This is a genomic window from Sporofaciens sp. St.21A7, from assembly GCF_059728535.1.
Genome location: NZ_BAAGFN010000001.1, coordinates 2,884,785 through 2,901,272 on the forward strand (window position 1 = coordinate 2,884,785; position 16,488 = coordinate 2,901,272).

Genomic DNA, 16,488 nt, shown 5'->3' on the forward strand with positions numbered 1-16,488 from the left:
CTACTTAATACATTTCTTCGGGCACTTCTCCGCACACTTGCCGCAGTCCGTACACTTCTCAGGGTCGATATGCGCAACATTGCCTTCCACCTTAATCGCATCAGACTCACAGACCTTCTCGCACATCTTACACCCGATACATCCCACGGAGCAAGCCTTCATAACATCCTTGCCCTTATCCCTGGAACTGCACTGCACCAGATGGTTCTGGTCATAGGGCACCAGCTCAATTAACTTCTTCGGACATACCGCAATACACTTTCCGCAGGCCTTACATGCATCCTTATCCACAAGGGCAACTCCGTCCACGATATGGATTGCATCGAAGGGACAGGCCTTCACACAGCTTCCTTCGCCAAGGCACCCATAATTACAGGACTTAGGTCCCCCTGCCTGCATCATATTGACCATGATACAGTCATTCAGGCCATGATACTCATAGTCCTTACCAGCCTTATCACAGGTTCCCGCACACTTCACGAATGCGACCTGACGAGCCTTAGAACCGGCTTCCACGCCCATGATTGCCCCAATCTTCTCTGCCACCGGCGCGCCGCCCACTGGACATCCGCTAATCTCCGCCTCGCCCTTGACGATTGCCGCCGCAAGGCCGGAACATCCTGCATAACCGCAGCCGCCGCAGTTATTCCCCGGAAGCACGCCCGTAATAGCTTCCTCTCTCTCATCGACTTCAACCGCAAATTTCTTGCCTGCGACTCCCAGGAACACACCGATGAACAAACCGGTTCCGCCCACGATTACCGCAGCAATTATAATACCTGTAACACTCATCGTTTCGTCCCTCCTATATCAGTCCCGAGAATCCACAGAACGCAATCGCCATAAGAGTTGCTGTCACCAGCACGATCGGCGTTCCCTGAAAGGATTCGGGAATGTCATTATACTCAATCTTCTCACGGATTCCCGCCATGATTACGATCGCAATCAGGAATCCAATCGAGGTTCCGATACCATAGATTACGCCCTGAAGGATACTATACTCTTTCTGCACGTTGGTCAATGCAACGCCAAGTACGGCACAGTTTGTCGTAATCAGCGGAAGGTACACGCCAAGCGCATTATACAGCGGCGGCATCGCCTTTTTCAGAAACATCTCCACGAACTGAACCAGCGCCGCAATAATCAGAATGAATACGATTGTCTGCAAATATTCAAAATTCAGCGGCGACAATATAAACTTATAAATCAGACCTGTAACAAATGAAGCGATGGTGATAACGAACACAACCGCCCCGCCCATGCCGGCTGCCGTATCTACCTTCTTAGATACGCCAAGGAACGGGCAGATTCCCAAGAACTGGCTGAGTACAACGTTATTCACAAGGGCCGATCCAATCGCAATAATCAATAATTCTTTCATCTATGCACCCCTCCTACTACTTTTCATTTCCCGTCGGGAAAACCTTACCGCTGCACGCGCCATTGCCGCAAGAAGCACACCCTTCCCCGCATCCGGCTGACTCTACGACCTGCTTGCCTTTCTTAGCCGCATTGATCTTCACCTTGTTCTGCAAAGCCACCAGGAATGCCAACACCAGGAATGCTCCCGGCGGAAGGATGAAGATGGTAACAGGCACATAACCGCCCTTTCCCGCTGCGGCGTCCGCAAGGGGAAGAATCTGCTGTCCGAAGATTGCCCCTGTACCAATCACTTCACGGACAATACCGATTGCAGTCAGTCCCACAGTAAATCCAAGCCCCATACCGATACCGTCGAAAATGGACGGCAGAACAGGGTTCTTAGACGCATAACTCTCGGCACGGCCAAGGATAATACAGTTTACCACGATAAGCGGGATATAAAGCCCAAGAGAAGCATACAAACTAGGTACGAACCCTTCCAAAAGGAACTGTACAATCGTTACGAATGAAGCCACGACTACGATGAACGCAGGCATCCGGACGGAATCCGGGATGATCTTACGCAGCATGGAAATCAGCATATTCGACAGCACAAGCACGACCGTCGTAGACAGCCCCATACCTACGCCGTTGATGGCGGACGTCGTTACCGCCAGGGTCGGACACATACCCAACATCAGCACGAAGGTAGGGTTTTCTTTGACCAGACCGTTATAAATTCTTTCGGTACAATTATTCATCTTTCTACCTCCTATTGAAATGCAGCCTGATAATATCCAAGGGCGGCATTGACAGCCCCGGTCACGGATCTTGACGTGATGGTCGCGCCGCTCAATGCATCAATCGGTTCTCCGTCTCCGCCATCCTTGGATACCACAAACTTCTCTGTCTGTTTTCCTTCATACTGCCCATAGAACGCAGGCTCCGTAGCTTTCATTCCAAGACCTGCCGTCTCGTTGATAGACAGGATGGAAATTCCGTTCACTGTACCGTCGCTTTGGATGCCCACAGTGACCTGAATGCTTCCCCCGAAGCCATCCTTATCCGTCGCAGTGACAACGTAACCTGCGTCGCCTACGGTACACGCCTCGTCGATGGTCCCGTTTACCCCCATGTCTTTCAGCGCCTGCTCTGCCGCCGCCTCATCAAGGTCTACCTGCTCAAAATCATTGATGTCTGCATCCGGGAACACCTTCTGCCATGCCTCTTTCTTCGCAGTCTCCTTCGCCTGGGCAATAGGCGCTTTCGTGACCTCATACACCAGCCCAAGCCCAAGCCCTGCGACCAGTGTGATGACCGTCAGAATCAAAGTATTTTTCACAATTTTATTCATTATTTTTCTCCTCCTTTACCGAATGGTTTTGGAAGAGTAACCCTTTCGATCAACGGAACTAAAAGGTTACTGATGATGATCGCATAAGATACACCTTCCGCAGAACCGCCGAAAAGACGGAACAAGCCTGTCAGGATACCAAGAAGCATACCATAGACGATCTGCCCCCTCTTCGTAATCGGCGACGTCACATAATCGGTCGCCATGAACCATGCGCCGAGCATCAAACCGCCTCCGCAAAGATGTGCGGTAATATACTGCGGGTCAAAAAATCCCACTTCCGGATTGGCAAACTGCCCGAAAATACCGATAAATACTACAAATGTTGCAATATAAGTCCCCGGAATCCTAAGGTCAATGATTCCCATCAGAATCAGGAAAATTGCCCCGATGACCACGGCAATCACAGACGTCTCACCGATGGTTCCCGGAATCCGCCCAATCAGCATGCTCATGCTGTCTACCATCTCGCCGCTCTTTAACTGAGCCAGCGGAGTCGGTCCGGTCACTCCGTCATAGACGAAAGTGGTCATCTGGCTGGTAAATGAAATCAGCAGGAAACACCTTGCGCCGAGAGCCGGGTTCATGATGTTCTGCCCCAATCCTCCAAAGAGCTGCTTCACAATCAGGATTGCGAAGATACCGCCCAGTACGCCCATCCACCAGGGAGCGGTGGGAGGCATATTAAGCCCTAGAAGTAATCCGGTAACGACCGCACTAAAGTCATTAACCGTAATCTTCTTATGCATTAATTTCTCATATATGTATTCTGTCAGTACCGCAGACGCCGTCGTACAGACCAGCATCACGAGGGCTGACACTCCAAAGTTCCATACACCGAAAGCAGAAGCCGGCAGCAACGCAATCGTCACATAGAGCATGATGTTGCTTGAAGTCACTTTGGAACGAATGTGTGGTGAAGATGACATTTTTAACTTGTTCTCACTCACGTTTGTTCACCTCTTCCTCTCTTTATTATCTCTTAAATACCCTTACTTCTTCTTACGGTTCGCCAGCGCAATCTTTCTCATAGAACCAATCGCCTGTTTCAGCGGCCGCTTTGCCGGACACACAAAACTACAGGAACCACATTCCATACATTCCAAGCCTTCATGCTTCGTAAACGCCGCCTCGTCATGGTGTTCCGCATAGTCCGCAAGCCTTGAGGGAATCAGACGACTCGGGCATGCATCCACGCAGCGCCCGCAGTTGATACACGCCGTTGGCTCAAACTTTGCGACCTCATCCTTCGTAAGGCACAGGATGGAGGAAGACGTCTTCGTAATCGGCACGTCCAGAGAAAACATAGAGAATCCCATCATCGGGCCTCCGGAAATCACCTTCTCCGGTTCGCTCTTATAGCCTCCTGCCGCCTCAATCAATTCCTCCTGGTTCAGCCCGAAGGGTACCCGGAAGTTTCCTGGCTCATTCACAGCGTCTCCGCTGACAGTGGTCACACGCTCCATGGACGGTTTTCCTTCCGCCACTGCCTCATATATGCTAATGATTGTCGCCACATTGTCCACCACGCATCCGGCATCAGCAGGAAGCATTGCAGAGTTAATTGCTCTCCCTGTCGTCGCATAAATCAGTTGACGCTCGCCTCCTTGAGGGTACTTCGTCTTTAGCGCAAGCACTTCCATCCGAGGCTCATCCTTGATCAGCTCTTTTAATTTCTCAATACAATCCGGTTTGTTATCCTCCACTCCAAAGATCCCCTTTGCATTGTCAAAGAGCTTCAGGATAATCTTCATGCCGCCTACCAGCTTCTCCGGTATCTCCAGCATACATCTGTAGTCTGCCGTAATGTACGGTTCACATTCCGCACAGTTGGCTATAATATAGTCAATCTTATCTGGTTCTTTGGGTGAGAGTTTCACCTTGGTCGGGAAACCTGCGCCTCCCATACCGACTACCCCGGCATTGCCGATGGTATTCAGTATCTCCTCTTTCGTCATCTCATCCAATGGTTTGACAGCCGGATACTCCACCTCTTCATACTCGCCGTCATTTTCGATTACAATACTGTTCACAGTTCCCCCCGTTGGGTTCAGATGGGGCGCAATCGCTTTCACTTTTCCTGAAACCGACGCATAAATCGGAGCCGACACAAACCCCCCGGCTTCTGCGATCATCTGGCCTTTTAAAACACGGTCGCCAACTGCTACTACCGGACTGGCAGGAGCGCCTATGTGCTGGGAAACCGGATAGACCAGATCCCCTTTGGGTTTTACTTCGACAATCGCCTTATCCTTTGCCAGGCTCTTGCCGTCATCCGGGTGGATTCCACCCTTAAACGTTAACAATGCCATCCCTTTATCCTTCCTTCCTATTTTCTCTTTTTATACTATACAACAAAATCCCCTAATTATCTAGTAGATTCCAGTATTTCCTTGTATATTTCCCCGAACATCTTGTCGAAATTTTAACGGATCAGCCACCTCAGCGGCATATTTTCTCTGCACGGGTCTGCGCACAAAAAAGGATGGAAATCCCACAGGATATCCATCCTTACACTTCCTAATTTTCTGGAATCAGGCTATGAATTACTCAGCATCGTCCGCCTGGGCTTCGGAAGAATTCTCCAGAACCTTCATACTAAGGCTGATCTTCTTTTCCGCAACGTTTAGATCTACGATCCTCGCTGTAATCTCCTGACCTACGGACAAGACGTCTGACGGCTTATCCACATGCGCCCTTGCAATCTGTGAAACATGAAGCAATGCGTCCACTCCCGGCGCCAGTTCGATAAATGCGCCGAAGTCTGTCATTCTTGCCACTCTTCCATTGATTACCGTACCTACTGCAAAATTGTCCGCAGCATTCGCCCATGGGTTGCTCTCCGGGAACTTCAGGCTGAGAGCGACCTTCGTATCGTGAATCTCCTTAATCATGACTTCCAGCTTCTCGCCGACCTTAAATACCTTCTTAGGATTCTCGACACGTCCCCAGGACATCTCTGAGATGTGGAGCAGCCCGTCTACCCCTCCAAGATCTACGAAAGCACCGAAATCTGTTACATTCTTAACAGTTCCTTCCATCCTGTCGCCCGCCTGGATTCTTGCGAAAAGCTCTCTCTGCTTCTCTGCGCGCTCCGCAACAAGCAACTGTCTCCTATCGCCAATCACGCGGTTCCTTCTCGGATTGAACTCACTGATCACAAACTCAATCTCCTGTCCCTGATACTTACTCAGATCCTTCTCATACGTATCGGAAACCAGGCTTGCAGGGATGAATACCCTTGCCTCTTCGACTACGACACTTAATCCGCCTCCGAGAATCTGTGCAACAGGAGCTTTCAGCACTTCATGATTCTCATATGCTTCTCTCAATCTCTCGTTGCCCTTCTCGGCAGCAAGCCTCTTGTACGTCAATAACACCTGACCTTCGCCATCATTAACCTTCAAGACCTTTGCAGTCATGGCATCCCCCACTGACACCATCGTAGTCAGATCTGCATTCGTCTCGTTCGTATACTCGTTTCTTGTGATGATACCGTCTGCCTTGTAACCTATATTCAAGATGATTTCATCGGGCTTCACATCGATGACAGTACCATCTACAACCTCTCCATTTCTTATTGTCTTGAAAGACTCTTCCAACATTTGTTCAAAAGTTAATTCTGACATAATTTTGAACCTCCTCAATTATAATATTGGGCGTGGATGCCCCTGCTGTAATACCTACTGTTTCCACGGACCTTAATTGATTCACATCCAAATCGTCAAGCGTCTGTATATAGTACGTATTCAAACATTCGTTCTTACATATTTCAAATAGCTTCTGAGTATTCGAGCTGCGGCTGTCCCCTATTACCACCATAGCGTCTACTCTCTCTGCAATCCGGCGCGCTTCTTCCTGACGTTCCTTCGTCGCATTGCAAATCGTATTTAAAACAATTATATCATAACCCTTTTTATCAAGAATTTCAACTAATTCTTTGAATTTATTGTAATTAAATGTCGTCTGGGCGACAATGCATACTTTCCGGTCCTTTTCCTCCATCCAGAAATGCTCTGCTTCCTCCGCTGAATTTAGCACGCTCACCCGTTCTCCGGCCCATCCCCGGATGCCTTCCACCTCCGGGTGAACGCTGTTTCCAATAATGACAATATGGGAGCCTTTTTCACTTTCTTCGGCAACAATTCTATGAATCTTCTTCACAAAGGGGCAGGTTGCATCAACACAAGTGATATTCTTTTTCTCCATTAATTCATAAATGCGCCGAGGTACTCCATGGGAACGGATGACCACCACCCCGTTTTCGATCTTTTCAAGCTCCTCTTCGGAGTGTATGACTTCGACCCCTTGTTTCCGCAGATCCTTAATAACTTCCTCATTGTGGATGATGGGACCGTATGTATAGATTTTTCTGTCTTGGTGTTCCCTTACCTGTTCGTAGACTTTCTCCACCGCACGTTTGACGCCGAAACAAAAACCGGCGGTTTTCGCTAATTCAATCTGCATGACTGTCTCCTTCCTGTATTTTGGAATTCCTCCTGTACTGTCACAGCAGCTACGGAATTGGTGGGACATGCCGTACCGTCTGATTTTATCTGCACAGCCCTGCAATGGCCTCTACTACTTCTTCAATCGTCATATCTGAGCTGTCTATCAGTACAGCGTCCTCCGCTTTTTTTAATGGCGCCGTCTCTCGGTTCATGTCACGAAAGTCCCGTTCCTTGATATCCCTGGCAATCTCCTCGAGGTCACACCTCTCCCCCTTCGCCATCAATTCGTCATAACGGCGTTTCGCACGAGTCTCTACGCTTGCAGTCAAGTAAACTTTTACATCTGCGCCGGGGAGCACACAGGTTCCGATGTCTCTTCCATCCATGATTACATCCTGGGTCCTTGCCAAGTCCCTCTGGAGATCCAGAAGCTTTTCACGTACCTTGGGAATCACGGAGCACTTGGAAGTCATCTTCCCCACAGCCTCATCGCGAAGCCTTCCCGTAATGTTCGTTCCATTTAAGTATACCTGCTGCGTCCCATTTTCATATTGAATCTTAACATCCGCATCCTTACATGCCTCGATTACCTTTTCCGTCTCCTCTGCCTGAATCCCCTTATCCAGGAAATGGATGGCAAGTCCCCGGTACATAGCCCCTGTGTCTACGTAAATATACCCTTTTTTTTCTGCAACCAGCTTTGCAATCGTACTCTTTCCCGCGCCAGCCGGACCGTCTATTGCTACATTATATCCCATTTTCCTATTCTCCTGTTCGTTTTATTCTTTTTCTCGATTTTTTCTCATCCAGCCGCCACCATCATTTGACCGTTATTTCCCATCAAACACTCATGGTATACTGTTTCCGGCCGCATATCCGGTAGACCAGGCAATCTGTAGATTGAACCCTCCAGTCAGCGCATCCAAATCCAGCACTTCCCCTGCGAAATATAGACCTTTGACATACTTCGACTCCATCGTACCCGGATTCACTTCTTTTGTATTGATGCCTCCCCGGGTAATGATTGCCTCATTGTAATCCCTAAGCCCTGTCAGTGTCATAGAAAAATGTTTTATCAGATATACGAACCTTTGCCGCTCTTCTCTTGATATGACATTGACCTTTTTCTCAGGATCGATTCTGCTTAATTCTATCATAACCGGAAGCAATTTGGAAGGGAACAATTTTCCAAGTGCATTCTTGAACTGCCGGTTGCGGTTTTCCTCAAAATCTCTTCGCACTCTCTGGTCTAGCTGCTCCTCGCCAAGCGCAGGCTTTAAATCAATCTCAAGCCTTAACTCCTGATTCTTCAATTTCTGCCCCACATAACTGCTTGCACTGATAATCAGCGGACCGCTGACTCCGTAATGGGTAAATAACATTTCCCCGAATTCCTGATACAACCGTTTTTTCCCCTGATAAATGGACACAGATACGTTCCTAAGGGAAAGCCCCATAAGGCTCCCCACAAAGCCTTCCTTTACCTCCATTGGTGAAAGCGACGGCATACAGGGGATAATGGAATGCCCGCATTCACGGGCAAAACGATGACCGTCTCCTGTAGAACCGGTAGACGGGTAAGATAATCCGCCCGTTGCCACAATACAATCATCCCCGCCAACAGTTTCTCCACCGGCAAGTTCTGCATGCAGAAACTTTCCATTCTCGGCACATACCCGGATGACCTCTGTATGGAGCCTGACCTTGACATTCAGCCGCTTCAACTCCTGCTCCATAGCCTTGATTACGTCAGAGGAATGGTCTGACGCCGGAAATACACGTTCTCCCCGCTCTACCTTCGTCTTCACTCCCAGCTCCTCAAAGAATTGGATCACATCCTGGTTCGTATATCCGTAGAAGCTGCTGTACAAAAACCTTGGATTGCTCACCACGGATGCGAACAACGTCTCCATGCCGCAGGCATTGGTGATGTTGCACCTTCCTTTTCCCGTGATAAACAATTTCTTCCCTAATTTTTCATTCTTTTCAAGCAGACAAACGTTATGCCCATTCCGCGCCGCCGTAATTGCGGCGAACATTCCCGCAGCGCCGCCGCCTACCACTAAAACTTCGCTCATTTCATCCCCCGTTCATTCTCCCTGCATTCCTGAGAATCCTTCCTGCGAACCATTCATTTCTTCCTGAACGCCGGACATTTCCACTTTCTCGCCTACCATATTCAGCTCATCCTTATTGTACACCTGATACTCATCCCAAATCTCTTCTAATGTCTCAAGCGTCGTAATGACTTCCTTCTGCTTCTTCATGCACAATGCCACCACCAGCGCATTTACCACGCTCAGAGGCGCCACCAGAGAATCTACGATAGAAGCCATGTCGCTGCGCGCAATCAGGTTACAGGAGGAATACAGGGTCATGGGAGAATGGACGCTGTCAGTCAGGGTTATCACCTTCGCCTTCCGGTTGCTGGCATATTCCAACGCTTTCAGCGTACGCATGGAATATCTTGGAAAACTGATTCCGATGATGGCGTCCTCCTCATTGATTCTGAGCATCTGCTCAAAAATTTCGCTGGGGCTGTTGGTATTCACCGCCACCACCCCGTCGCATACCAGATTCAGATAAAAACTCAAAAAACTTGCTAGAGGTGCGCAGCTCCGAATCCCCACCACATAGATATTCCTCGCATTCAGAATCGTATCCACAGCCATTTCAAACGTCTCGTGGTCGATTGCCTCCATCGTCAGCTTGATTTTCTCAATATCTGAATGGAGTACGGTCGCAAGAATCTCTCCCTGGCTGATTCTGCCATATGTCACTTCCATGCGCTGAATCGAATTCAGCTTCGTCCGTACCATCTCGCCAAGAGCCCTCTGGAATCCTGGATATCCGTCATAACCAAGGGCCATGGCAAAACGCACCACGGTAGATTCACTGACGCCCACCTCTTCCCCCATTTTAGCCGCCGTCAAAAATGCTGCTTTATCATAATCCTTGCGGATGAAATCTGCAAGCTTTCTTTGGCCTTTACTGAACTTGGAATATCCGTCTTCTATCTTATTCAACAACTCATTCTTGCTTCGCATTGCACATAAAGCCTCTTTCCTACTTCTTTTACACCGTTACTATTATATAGCCTGTCCTCCAAACATTCAAGAGACTTTTCTGGCAAATAAAAAAGCCTGCATATGCAGGCTTTAAACAAGTAGCGGGAACTGGATTTGAACCAGCGACACCACGGGTATGAACCGTGTGCTCTAGCCAACTGAGCTATCCCGCCAAATATGTTCCAGTATAAACTAGAACATCTACAACAATGTCTGTTGTAATGGGACCTATAGGGCTCGAACCTATGACCCTCTGCTTGTAAGGCAGATGCTCTCCCAGCTGAGCTAAGATCCCTTAACTGTCTAAGTTTGTTTCCCTCAAACCGACTTCGTTATTATACTATGGTTTCTCACTATTTGTCAATATATATTTTAATAATTTTCCAAAATTTTTCAAACACTTACTTTTTAGCTTATTTTTCAACTTTTTATGCAAAGAAAAATCAGCCAATAATAAAAAAGAAGCCGTAGTATCACAAATGAATAACCATCCGTCATACAACAGCCTCTTCTCCCAACAATATTTATATTCGTGCCTAATTTCTCACTCGGTTTTTCTTCCTATACAAATATAAGGATAAATAAACCAGCTCAAACATTGATAATATAAAGATGACTCCCCATAACACAATCTGGCTTTCATCTCCTGTTACAGGGGCTCTTCTGACATTCCCATCATTCGTTGACTTCTGTATTGCCTTAGGCGACGAAACAGGCGTCGCTTCATCCAGTGCAACTACATACGGCGAAAATCCAGAAACACGTACAACGATCTGACCATTCTCTACAACAGATGTAATTTTTTCCATTCCCTTAACGCTGTCATAATGAAGAACGATTGCATTCTTTCCATTATACTGTTCCCCTACAGGGAAACCAACTTCCACATTTTCACCTTCCGCCAGATCTGATGTCAGTTTGATATCATATACGCCAAGAATAACCCTGTCTTTTACCGGCTCTATGTAAGAGATATACTGTTCTGAATCTTTCGGAACAGCTTCAACCACGCATTCTGTCCCTTCACTGATTGTGCCGCGAATCCAGATGCCAGTACTTTCATTCTTAGCAACCACCGGCGAATCTGCTTCCGTTACTTCTCCCGGTTTACCATCCTGTAACAAATCTGACGTATCGCCAGGCTCCGGCAATGTATCTGGTGCAGTAACTTCGTCCGATACAGAACTAAAACTTGAATCCGGACTCGGTACGGAGTCTGATATCGTTCCAGAATCCGGAGCTGCATCCGGCGTCGCTTCCGGTACTGACGGAGTTTCCGGCGTCGCTTCCGATGTTGGTGGGGTTTCCGGCGTTTCCCCTGGTGTTGACGGATTCTCTGGTGTCGTTCCTGGTGTTGATGGGTTCTCTGGCGTTGCCCCCGGTGTTGACGGATTCTCTGGTGTCGTTCCTGGTGTTGACGGGTTCTCTGGTGTCGCCTCTGATGTTGGCGGGGTTTCCGGATCCGGCTCCGTTACTCCTGGCTTCGGCTCTGTATCCGGCGATGTCTCAGGAGTCGTCACTGTTATCGCCTGCTCCGCCGACATTGTCGCTTCTTCATATGTATAATCAACTGTAATACTTCCCGTCCCAGCCTGCAGCGGCTCCTGGCTGTAAACAACAGACGCTGTCACATCCGCTTGCGTTCCATCGCTCCAATTTGCAAGTACAACCATCCCCGTCGGATCAAACACTTCTCCCACCAGATATGCTGTCTTTGCTGGCACCTGACTGATGACGACAGACTGTAGCTCCTTCTTCGCCGTCACTGTCCCGCCTTGATTGACGATTACAGCATAATCTGAATGCATGTATGCATACATCTGCTCAAACAGATACTCTCCTATTCCAGCATTCAGCCCAGATTTGTCAGCGTTTAACACAGCGTCACTCTGTATCCTGTAATAACCATTTTCCGAAGTCACATCTTGAATCAAAACTGCATAGTTGGAAGCTTGTCCGGTCATATACAAACTTGATGAAGACTGGCTGCTTCCATTACGTACATTCACGCTGGTATGGCTTGTCGCAAGCGTATCCTTGATACCTATGGTATAGGCATACGCATCCCGGCAGCCCCCGTCCTGATCCAAACTCCAGATTATATTCGCCGCTTTCTCACCCCAATAAGGGTCCGAAGCGTATTTAACATTAACTCCACTCGCTTTATTCCCAAGGAAACCACCGTTATATGTCCATCCTTTCGGGTTCAGATATTTTCTGGACATCCATCCATCCGCAAATTGACGGATACACTCCTCAACACTCCCATAAGTGTTGGCGCTGGTTCCGGGAGATTCATCTACAGCATTCAGTCCGAAAAGGTTATTCTTATTCTGGCAAATATTACTTGTCCCCCATCCACTCTCATTTGCCGCAATTCCAACCATAATCAGCGCATTCACTCCATAGGTATCCTGACTGTTTGCAAAATAATCTCCTGTGTTTCTCAATTTGGAGGAACCGCTTGTCTTACCTCCGATCAAGTTATTCAACTCCGCCCCGGCATAAGATGTCCTGCTGCGAAACGGCAAATATTGGTAATAATTATAATACGGGTTCCCTGCATTCACAGAAGCGGAACGTGTCTCATTCTGATAATCTTGAATCATCGTATTATAATCAGTATAAAAATAATGTCCGTCATAACTGTAGTACTCTACTCCCGCCTGTAAGTATGACGGCGCACTGCCGTTATCCAGAGACGTCGCATGTTCTGCCTTCGTCATATCATGGGTAATATAATGGCGCAGCCTTCCGCCTTCCACTGCATAGTAACTGACAGACTCTGCGGATGCAAAATCAACCACTTGAACCTCTTCTGCCGATACTTCTCCCACGACGCCTGAAAGCATGAAACGGACTTTACTGCCGTATATCCCAAGAAAGGCAGCGTCCGCACCGTATGCCCCGTTGGTGTATCCTGCCGTACCGGTACTATATTCCTTGTAGTTCGTAACTGCATTGCCCTTCGTCCGGAAATTGACCACTTTCACCGACATATCCCGCGAAAATGCCGCAATCCCTGGATCTTCCAGCTCTCCGCCCTCTTCGTCCACTTCAAAAATGTTACCGTCTTCATCCATAGCGGTAACTGCGTCCAGACGCTGAGGGTTCTCATCCTCTAATCCCGCTCCTGCAGATGTCTGCTCCCCTGACATATCCTCTGCATTACTCACGATGCCTGGCAGCGTCGCGCCAAGACATACAAGAAGTGTAAGTACCAGGAATCTTCTTATTCTTTGCAATTCTACTCCTCCTTTGCCCCTTATTAATTGAAATGTGTCTGCTGGTACATTTTAATTTTAACACTAACTGGTAATTTTTTCAATATATTAAGGAATTGTTAAGAGTTGTAACGAAATATATGTTACAATTCACACCAACGCCAGATCAGCAGTGTGATTGGCGTAGATATAAAAAGTAACAAATATATTCCATCAAGTCAGAAATTGGACTTATAAACCGAAATATTTATGATAATTTTATATTGACGCATTCGTCAATCTTGATATAATAAAACTATCTTACCCTAATCTGTGTTGAAAGAAAAAGTCCTTTATAGATGTCAGATAAAATAAAAGTTAATATTTTCAATAATACAAATATTTTAGGAGGTAATGTGTTATGGAATATATCGTAAATTTTACGTGGGATAATGAAGCTAATGTATGGATTGCAACAAGCGATGATATCCCCGGTCTAGTATTGGAATCTGGTTCCTTTGATGCACTGTTAGAACGTACTCGTTTTGCCGTACCGGAACTTCTTGCATTAAATGCCCCAAAAACTCAGCCATTCTTCTTGACATTTATGTCAAAACGCCAGGAAAGGATGAGCTTATAATGGCTGAATATGAGAAAAAAGTACGCAATATCCTTTCCCAAAACGGCTGTTCTTTTCGACGTCACGGGAAAGGCGATCATGATATCTGGTACAGCCCAATTACCAATCGTCATGTGACAGTCGATACCCGTATAAAATCAAGGCATACTGCGAATGCTATTATGAAGCAAAGCGGAATTGACCACAAGTTTTAAAGTTGATTAACAATTGTATATATTTGGAAACGTTCGTCTTAGGCGAGCAATCACGGAAAAAAGGCTGCCGGTAGATCCCCGCAGCCTCTTTATCTTTATTTCATTTTCTCCACCCGTTCTTGAACCGTCCTATTAAAATTCTGTACCTTCCGGTCATAAGTCCCGTCCATATACTTAGAATTCAGCATAAAATCCGCCGTCGCCAGATTATTAGCAATCGGGATATCATACACCACCGCAATCCGCAAAAGCGCCTTTACATCCGGGTCATGGGGCTGTGCCTCTAACGGATCCCACAGGAAAATCATGAAATCAATCTGCCCCTCCACAATCTTCGCCCCGATCTGCTGATCCCCGCCTAACGGACCGCTGTTATACCCTTTCACAGGAAGCCCGGTCTTCTCTGCAATCAGCCTTGCCGTCGTGCCTGTCCCGCACAGGAAATGACCCTTTAAGATCTCTTTATTCCTGTCGCACCACTCCACCAGTTCCTTCTTCTTGCCGTCATGCGCCACCAACGCAATGTGCTTCGTCTTTCCAATCTCGAATGTTACAAAATTTTCACTTGCCATTTCTTTCTCCTTTCGTTGGAAATTTCCAATGATCCCTCGCCTATTCTCCGGCAGTCGTCTCCTCATAATACTTCATCAACGCCTGAGTCCCCAGATCGCCATGCCCCTCTGCCGCCAATTCCTCATAATTCGCCAACGCCTGGCTCAGCACATCCAGACAAAGGCCGCTCATATTCGCCTCCGTAAGCGCCAGCTTCATATCCTTGATAAAATGCTTCATAAAGAATCCCGGGGCATAATCCCCTGCCAATATCTTAGGGCCGAAAGTATCCAACTGCCTGCTTCCTGCAGCCCCGGTGGAAACAGAATCCAGAAGCACCTGCAAATCAAGCCCCTTCGCCTTCGCATATGTCAAAGCCTCGCAGACCCCAGACAGCGCCCCCGCAATCATAATCTGGTTCGCCAGCTTGGCATGCTGCCCGCAACCTGCCTCTCCCTGATAGTTGATGTTCGTTCCCATTGCCGTAAATAAGGGCATACACGCCTCGTAGTCCTCTTTCTTGCCACCAACAAGAATCGACAAAGTACCTGCTTTCGCTCCCATATCTCCGCCTGTCACAGGCGCGTCCAGAACACGGAATCCCTGCTTGCTTCCCGCTTCCCAGATCTTCTTCGCAAGCATAGGGCTGGTGGTTGTCATATCAATCAGATAAGCCCCCTCCTTCGCACTGTCCAGAATATTTCCCGTATCGAAATAGACCTCTTCCACATCCTGAGGGAAACCAACGATGGTAATCACGGCTTCACATCCGTCAACACATTCCTTAATCGACTCATGGAAAATGGCTCCCTCTCCGATTACATCTTCCACCTTCGCCTTCGTCCTGGCAAAAATATGAAGCTCGAATCCAGCCTTCATCAGATTGCGTACCATAGACTTCCCCATGATTCCTACACCTATAAAACCAATTTTGTGCATCTTCTTCCTCCTGTTATTCTAGTGTACTGACCTTCTCCACAACCTCGCCCTGTTTCTTATAGATACTCCCCGCCGGGACATATCCTCTCACGCTGGAAAGGGGATAAATGTTCGTATGGCTTCCAACGACACTTCCGGGATTCAGTACCGTTCCACAACCGACTTCCACCTCATCTCCAAGCATAGCGCCAAATTTCTTCATACCCGTCTCAATATTGCCCTTTGGCGTCTTCACTACCACCAGCTTCTTATCTGACTTCACATTCGACGTAATGGAACCGGCGCCCATATGCGCCTTATACCCAAGAACCGAATCACCCACATAATTATAGTGAGGCACCTGAACCTTGTTGAACAGAATTACATTTTTAAGCTCCGTAGAATTGCCCACCACGGCGCCCTCGCCGACGATCGCATTTCCCCGAATGAACGCACAATGCCTGACTTCCGCGTTCTTTCCGATAATGGCAGGCCCATGGATATATGCGGACTCAAACACCTTCGCTGACTTTGCAATCCACACATCCTCACCGACCTTTTCATACTCCTCCTCAGGAAGCGTCTCCCCAAGCCGGAGGATGAATTCGCTGATTTTAGGAAGAACTTCCCAAGGATAAGTCACACCCTCGAAGATATCCTTCGCAATCGTCTCATCCAATGTGTACAATTCCTTAACTGTTAATTCCTTCATTCTGCCTGTCTCCCTTTCTTTTTCTACTATTTCT

17 protein-coding genes and 2 tRNA genes are annotated in these 16,488 nt (G+C 47.7%); 2 read left to right on the top strand and 17 right to left on the bottom strand.

The window, feature by feature from the left end:
* The 14 genes from AC6I3O_RS14115 to AC6I3O_RS14180 form a co-directional block, all read right to left on the bottom strand.
* Complete coding sequence (locus tag AC6I3O_RS14115; protein ID WP_497851445.1) at positions 1-792, bottom strand: RnfABCDGE type electron transport complex subunit B; 792 nt, start codon at positions 790-792, stop codon at positions 1-3.
* Between the two features lie 13 nt (positions 793-805).
* On the bottom strand, positions 806-1,381 hold the full coding sequence (gene rsxA, locus AC6I3O_RS14120; protein ID WP_497851446.1) for an electron transport complex subunit RsxA: 576 nt from the start codon (positions 1,379-1,381) through the stop codon (positions 806-808).
* A 16-nt stretch (positions 1,382-1,397) separates the two neighbouring features.
* The gene (rsxE, locus tag AC6I3O_RS14125) at positions 1,398-2,123 is read right to left on the bottom strand and encodes an electron transport complex subunit RsxE (protein ID WP_497851447.1); all 726 of its coding nucleotides are present in this window, start codon (positions 2,121-2,123) and stop codon (positions 1,398-1,400) included.
* An 11-nt stretch (positions 2,124-2,134) separates the two neighbouring features.
* Positions 2,135-2,716: an RnfABCDGE type electron transport complex subunit G gene (locus AC6I3O_RS14130; protein ID WP_497851448.1), complete on the bottom strand. Its 582-nt coding sequence runs from the start codon at positions 2,714-2,716 to the stop codon at positions 2,135-2,137.
* The gene (locus AC6I3O_RS14135) at positions 2,716-3,645 is read right to left on the bottom strand and encodes an RnfABCDGE type electron transport complex subunit D (RefSeq protein WP_497853483.1); all 930 of its coding nucleotides are present in this window, start codon (positions 3,643-3,645) and stop codon (positions 2,716-2,718) included. Before AC6I3O_RS14135 ends, AC6I3O_RS14130 begins: the two co-directional genes overlap by 1 nt.
* A gap of 63 nt (positions 3,646-3,708) precedes the next feature.
* A complete protein-coding gene (gene rsxC / locus AC6I3O_RS14140; RefSeq protein ID WP_497851449.1) occupies positions 3,709-5,028 on the bottom strand; it encodes an electron transport complex subunit RsxC in 1,320 nt (439 codons plus the stop codon).
* Positions 5,029-5,262: 234 nt separating this feature from the next.
* The gene (gene rpsA, locus AC6I3O_RS14145) at positions 5,263-6,345 is read right to left on the bottom strand and encodes a 30S ribosomal protein S1 (RefSeq protein ID WP_497851450.1); all 1,083 of its coding nucleotides are present in this window, start codon (positions 6,343-6,345) and stop codon (positions 5,263-5,265) included.
* Complete coding sequence (ispH, locus tag AC6I3O_RS14150) at positions 6,326-7,183, bottom strand: 4-hydroxy-3-methylbut-2-enyl diphosphate reductase (RefSeq protein ID WP_497851451.1); 858 nt, start codon at positions 7,181-7,183, stop codon at positions 6,326-6,328. The genes rpsA and ispH overlap by 20 nt, the downstream gene beginning before the upstream one ends.
* A gap of 85 nt (positions 7,184-7,268) precedes the next feature.
* Entirely contained in the window at positions 7,269-7,925 is a 657-nt protein-coding gene (gene cmk / locus AC6I3O_RS14155) for a (d)CMP kinase (RefSeq protein WP_497851452.1), read from the bottom strand.
* Positions 7,926-8,015: 90 nt separating this feature from the next.
* Entirely contained in the window at positions 8,016-9,245 is a 1,230-nt protein-coding gene (locus tag AC6I3O_RS14160) for a BaiN/RdsA family NAD(P)/FAD-dependent oxidoreductase (protein WP_497851453.1), read from the bottom strand.
* 12 nt (positions 9,246-9,257) lie between these two features.
* Complete coding sequence (locus tag AC6I3O_RS14165; protein WP_497851454.1) at positions 9,258-10,214, bottom strand: MurR/RpiR family transcriptional regulator; 957 nt, start codon at positions 10,212-10,214, stop codon at positions 9,258-9,260.
* Between the two features lie 120 nt (positions 10,215-10,334).
* A tRNA-Met gene (locus AC6I3O_RS14170) sits at positions 10,335-10,408 on the bottom strand.
* Positions 10,409-10,457: 49 nt separating this feature from the next.
* A tRNA-Val gene (locus tag AC6I3O_RS14175) sits at positions 10,458-10,530 on the bottom strand.
* Between the two features lie 241 nt (positions 10,531-10,771).
* On the bottom strand, positions 10,772-13,480 hold the full coding sequence (locus tag AC6I3O_RS14180; RefSeq protein ID WP_497851455.1) for an N-acetylglucosaminidase: 2,709 nt from the start codon (positions 13,478-13,480) through the stop codon (positions 10,772-10,774).
* 379 nt (positions 13,481-13,859) lie between these two features.
* Here AC6I3O_RS14180 and AC6I3O_RS14185 point away from each other — a divergent pair, with 379 nt between their 5' ends.
* Together AC6I3O_RS14185 and AC6I3O_RS14190 are read left to right on the top strand one after the other, a co-directional pair.
* Positions 13,860-14,078 carry a DUF1902 domain-containing protein gene (locus tag AC6I3O_RS14185; RefSeq protein WP_497851456.1) on the top strand — a complete coding sequence of 73 codons (219 nt, stop codon included), beginning with the start codon at positions 13,860-13,862 and terminating at the stop codon, positions 14,076-14,078.
* Positions 14,078-14,272, top strand: coding sequence for a type II toxin-antitoxin system HicA family toxin (locus AC6I3O_RS14190; protein WP_497851457.1), 195 nt, complete (start codon positions 14,078-14,080; stop codon positions 14,270-14,272). Before AC6I3O_RS14185 ends, AC6I3O_RS14190 begins: the two co-directional genes overlap by 1 nt.
* Positions 14,273-14,367: 95 nt before the next feature.
* On the opposite strand, the gene AC6I3O_RS14195 is transcribed toward AC6I3O_RS14190, so the two are convergent.
* The 3 genes from AC6I3O_RS14195 to AC6I3O_RS14205 are packed head-to-tail and all read right to left on the bottom strand — an operon-like array spanning position 14,368 to position 16,454.
* Positions 14,368-14,844, bottom strand: coding sequence for a methylglyoxal synthase (locus tag AC6I3O_RS14195; protein ID WP_497851458.1), 477 nt, complete (start codon positions 14,842-14,844; stop codon positions 14,368-14,370).
* Positions 14,845-14,884: 40 nt separating this feature from the next.
* Positions 14,885-15,763, bottom strand: a complete 879-nt coding sequence (locus AC6I3O_RS14200) for an NAD(P)-dependent oxidoreductase (protein WP_497851459.1) — start codon at positions 15,761-15,763, stop codon at positions 14,885-14,887.
* Between the two features lie 13 nt (positions 15,764-15,776).
* A complete protein-coding gene (locus AC6I3O_RS14205) occupies positions 15,777-16,454 on the bottom strand; it encodes an acyltransferase (RefSeq protein WP_497851460.1) in 678 nt (225 codons plus the stop codon).
* Positions 16,455-16,488: the final 34 nt, after the last annotated feature.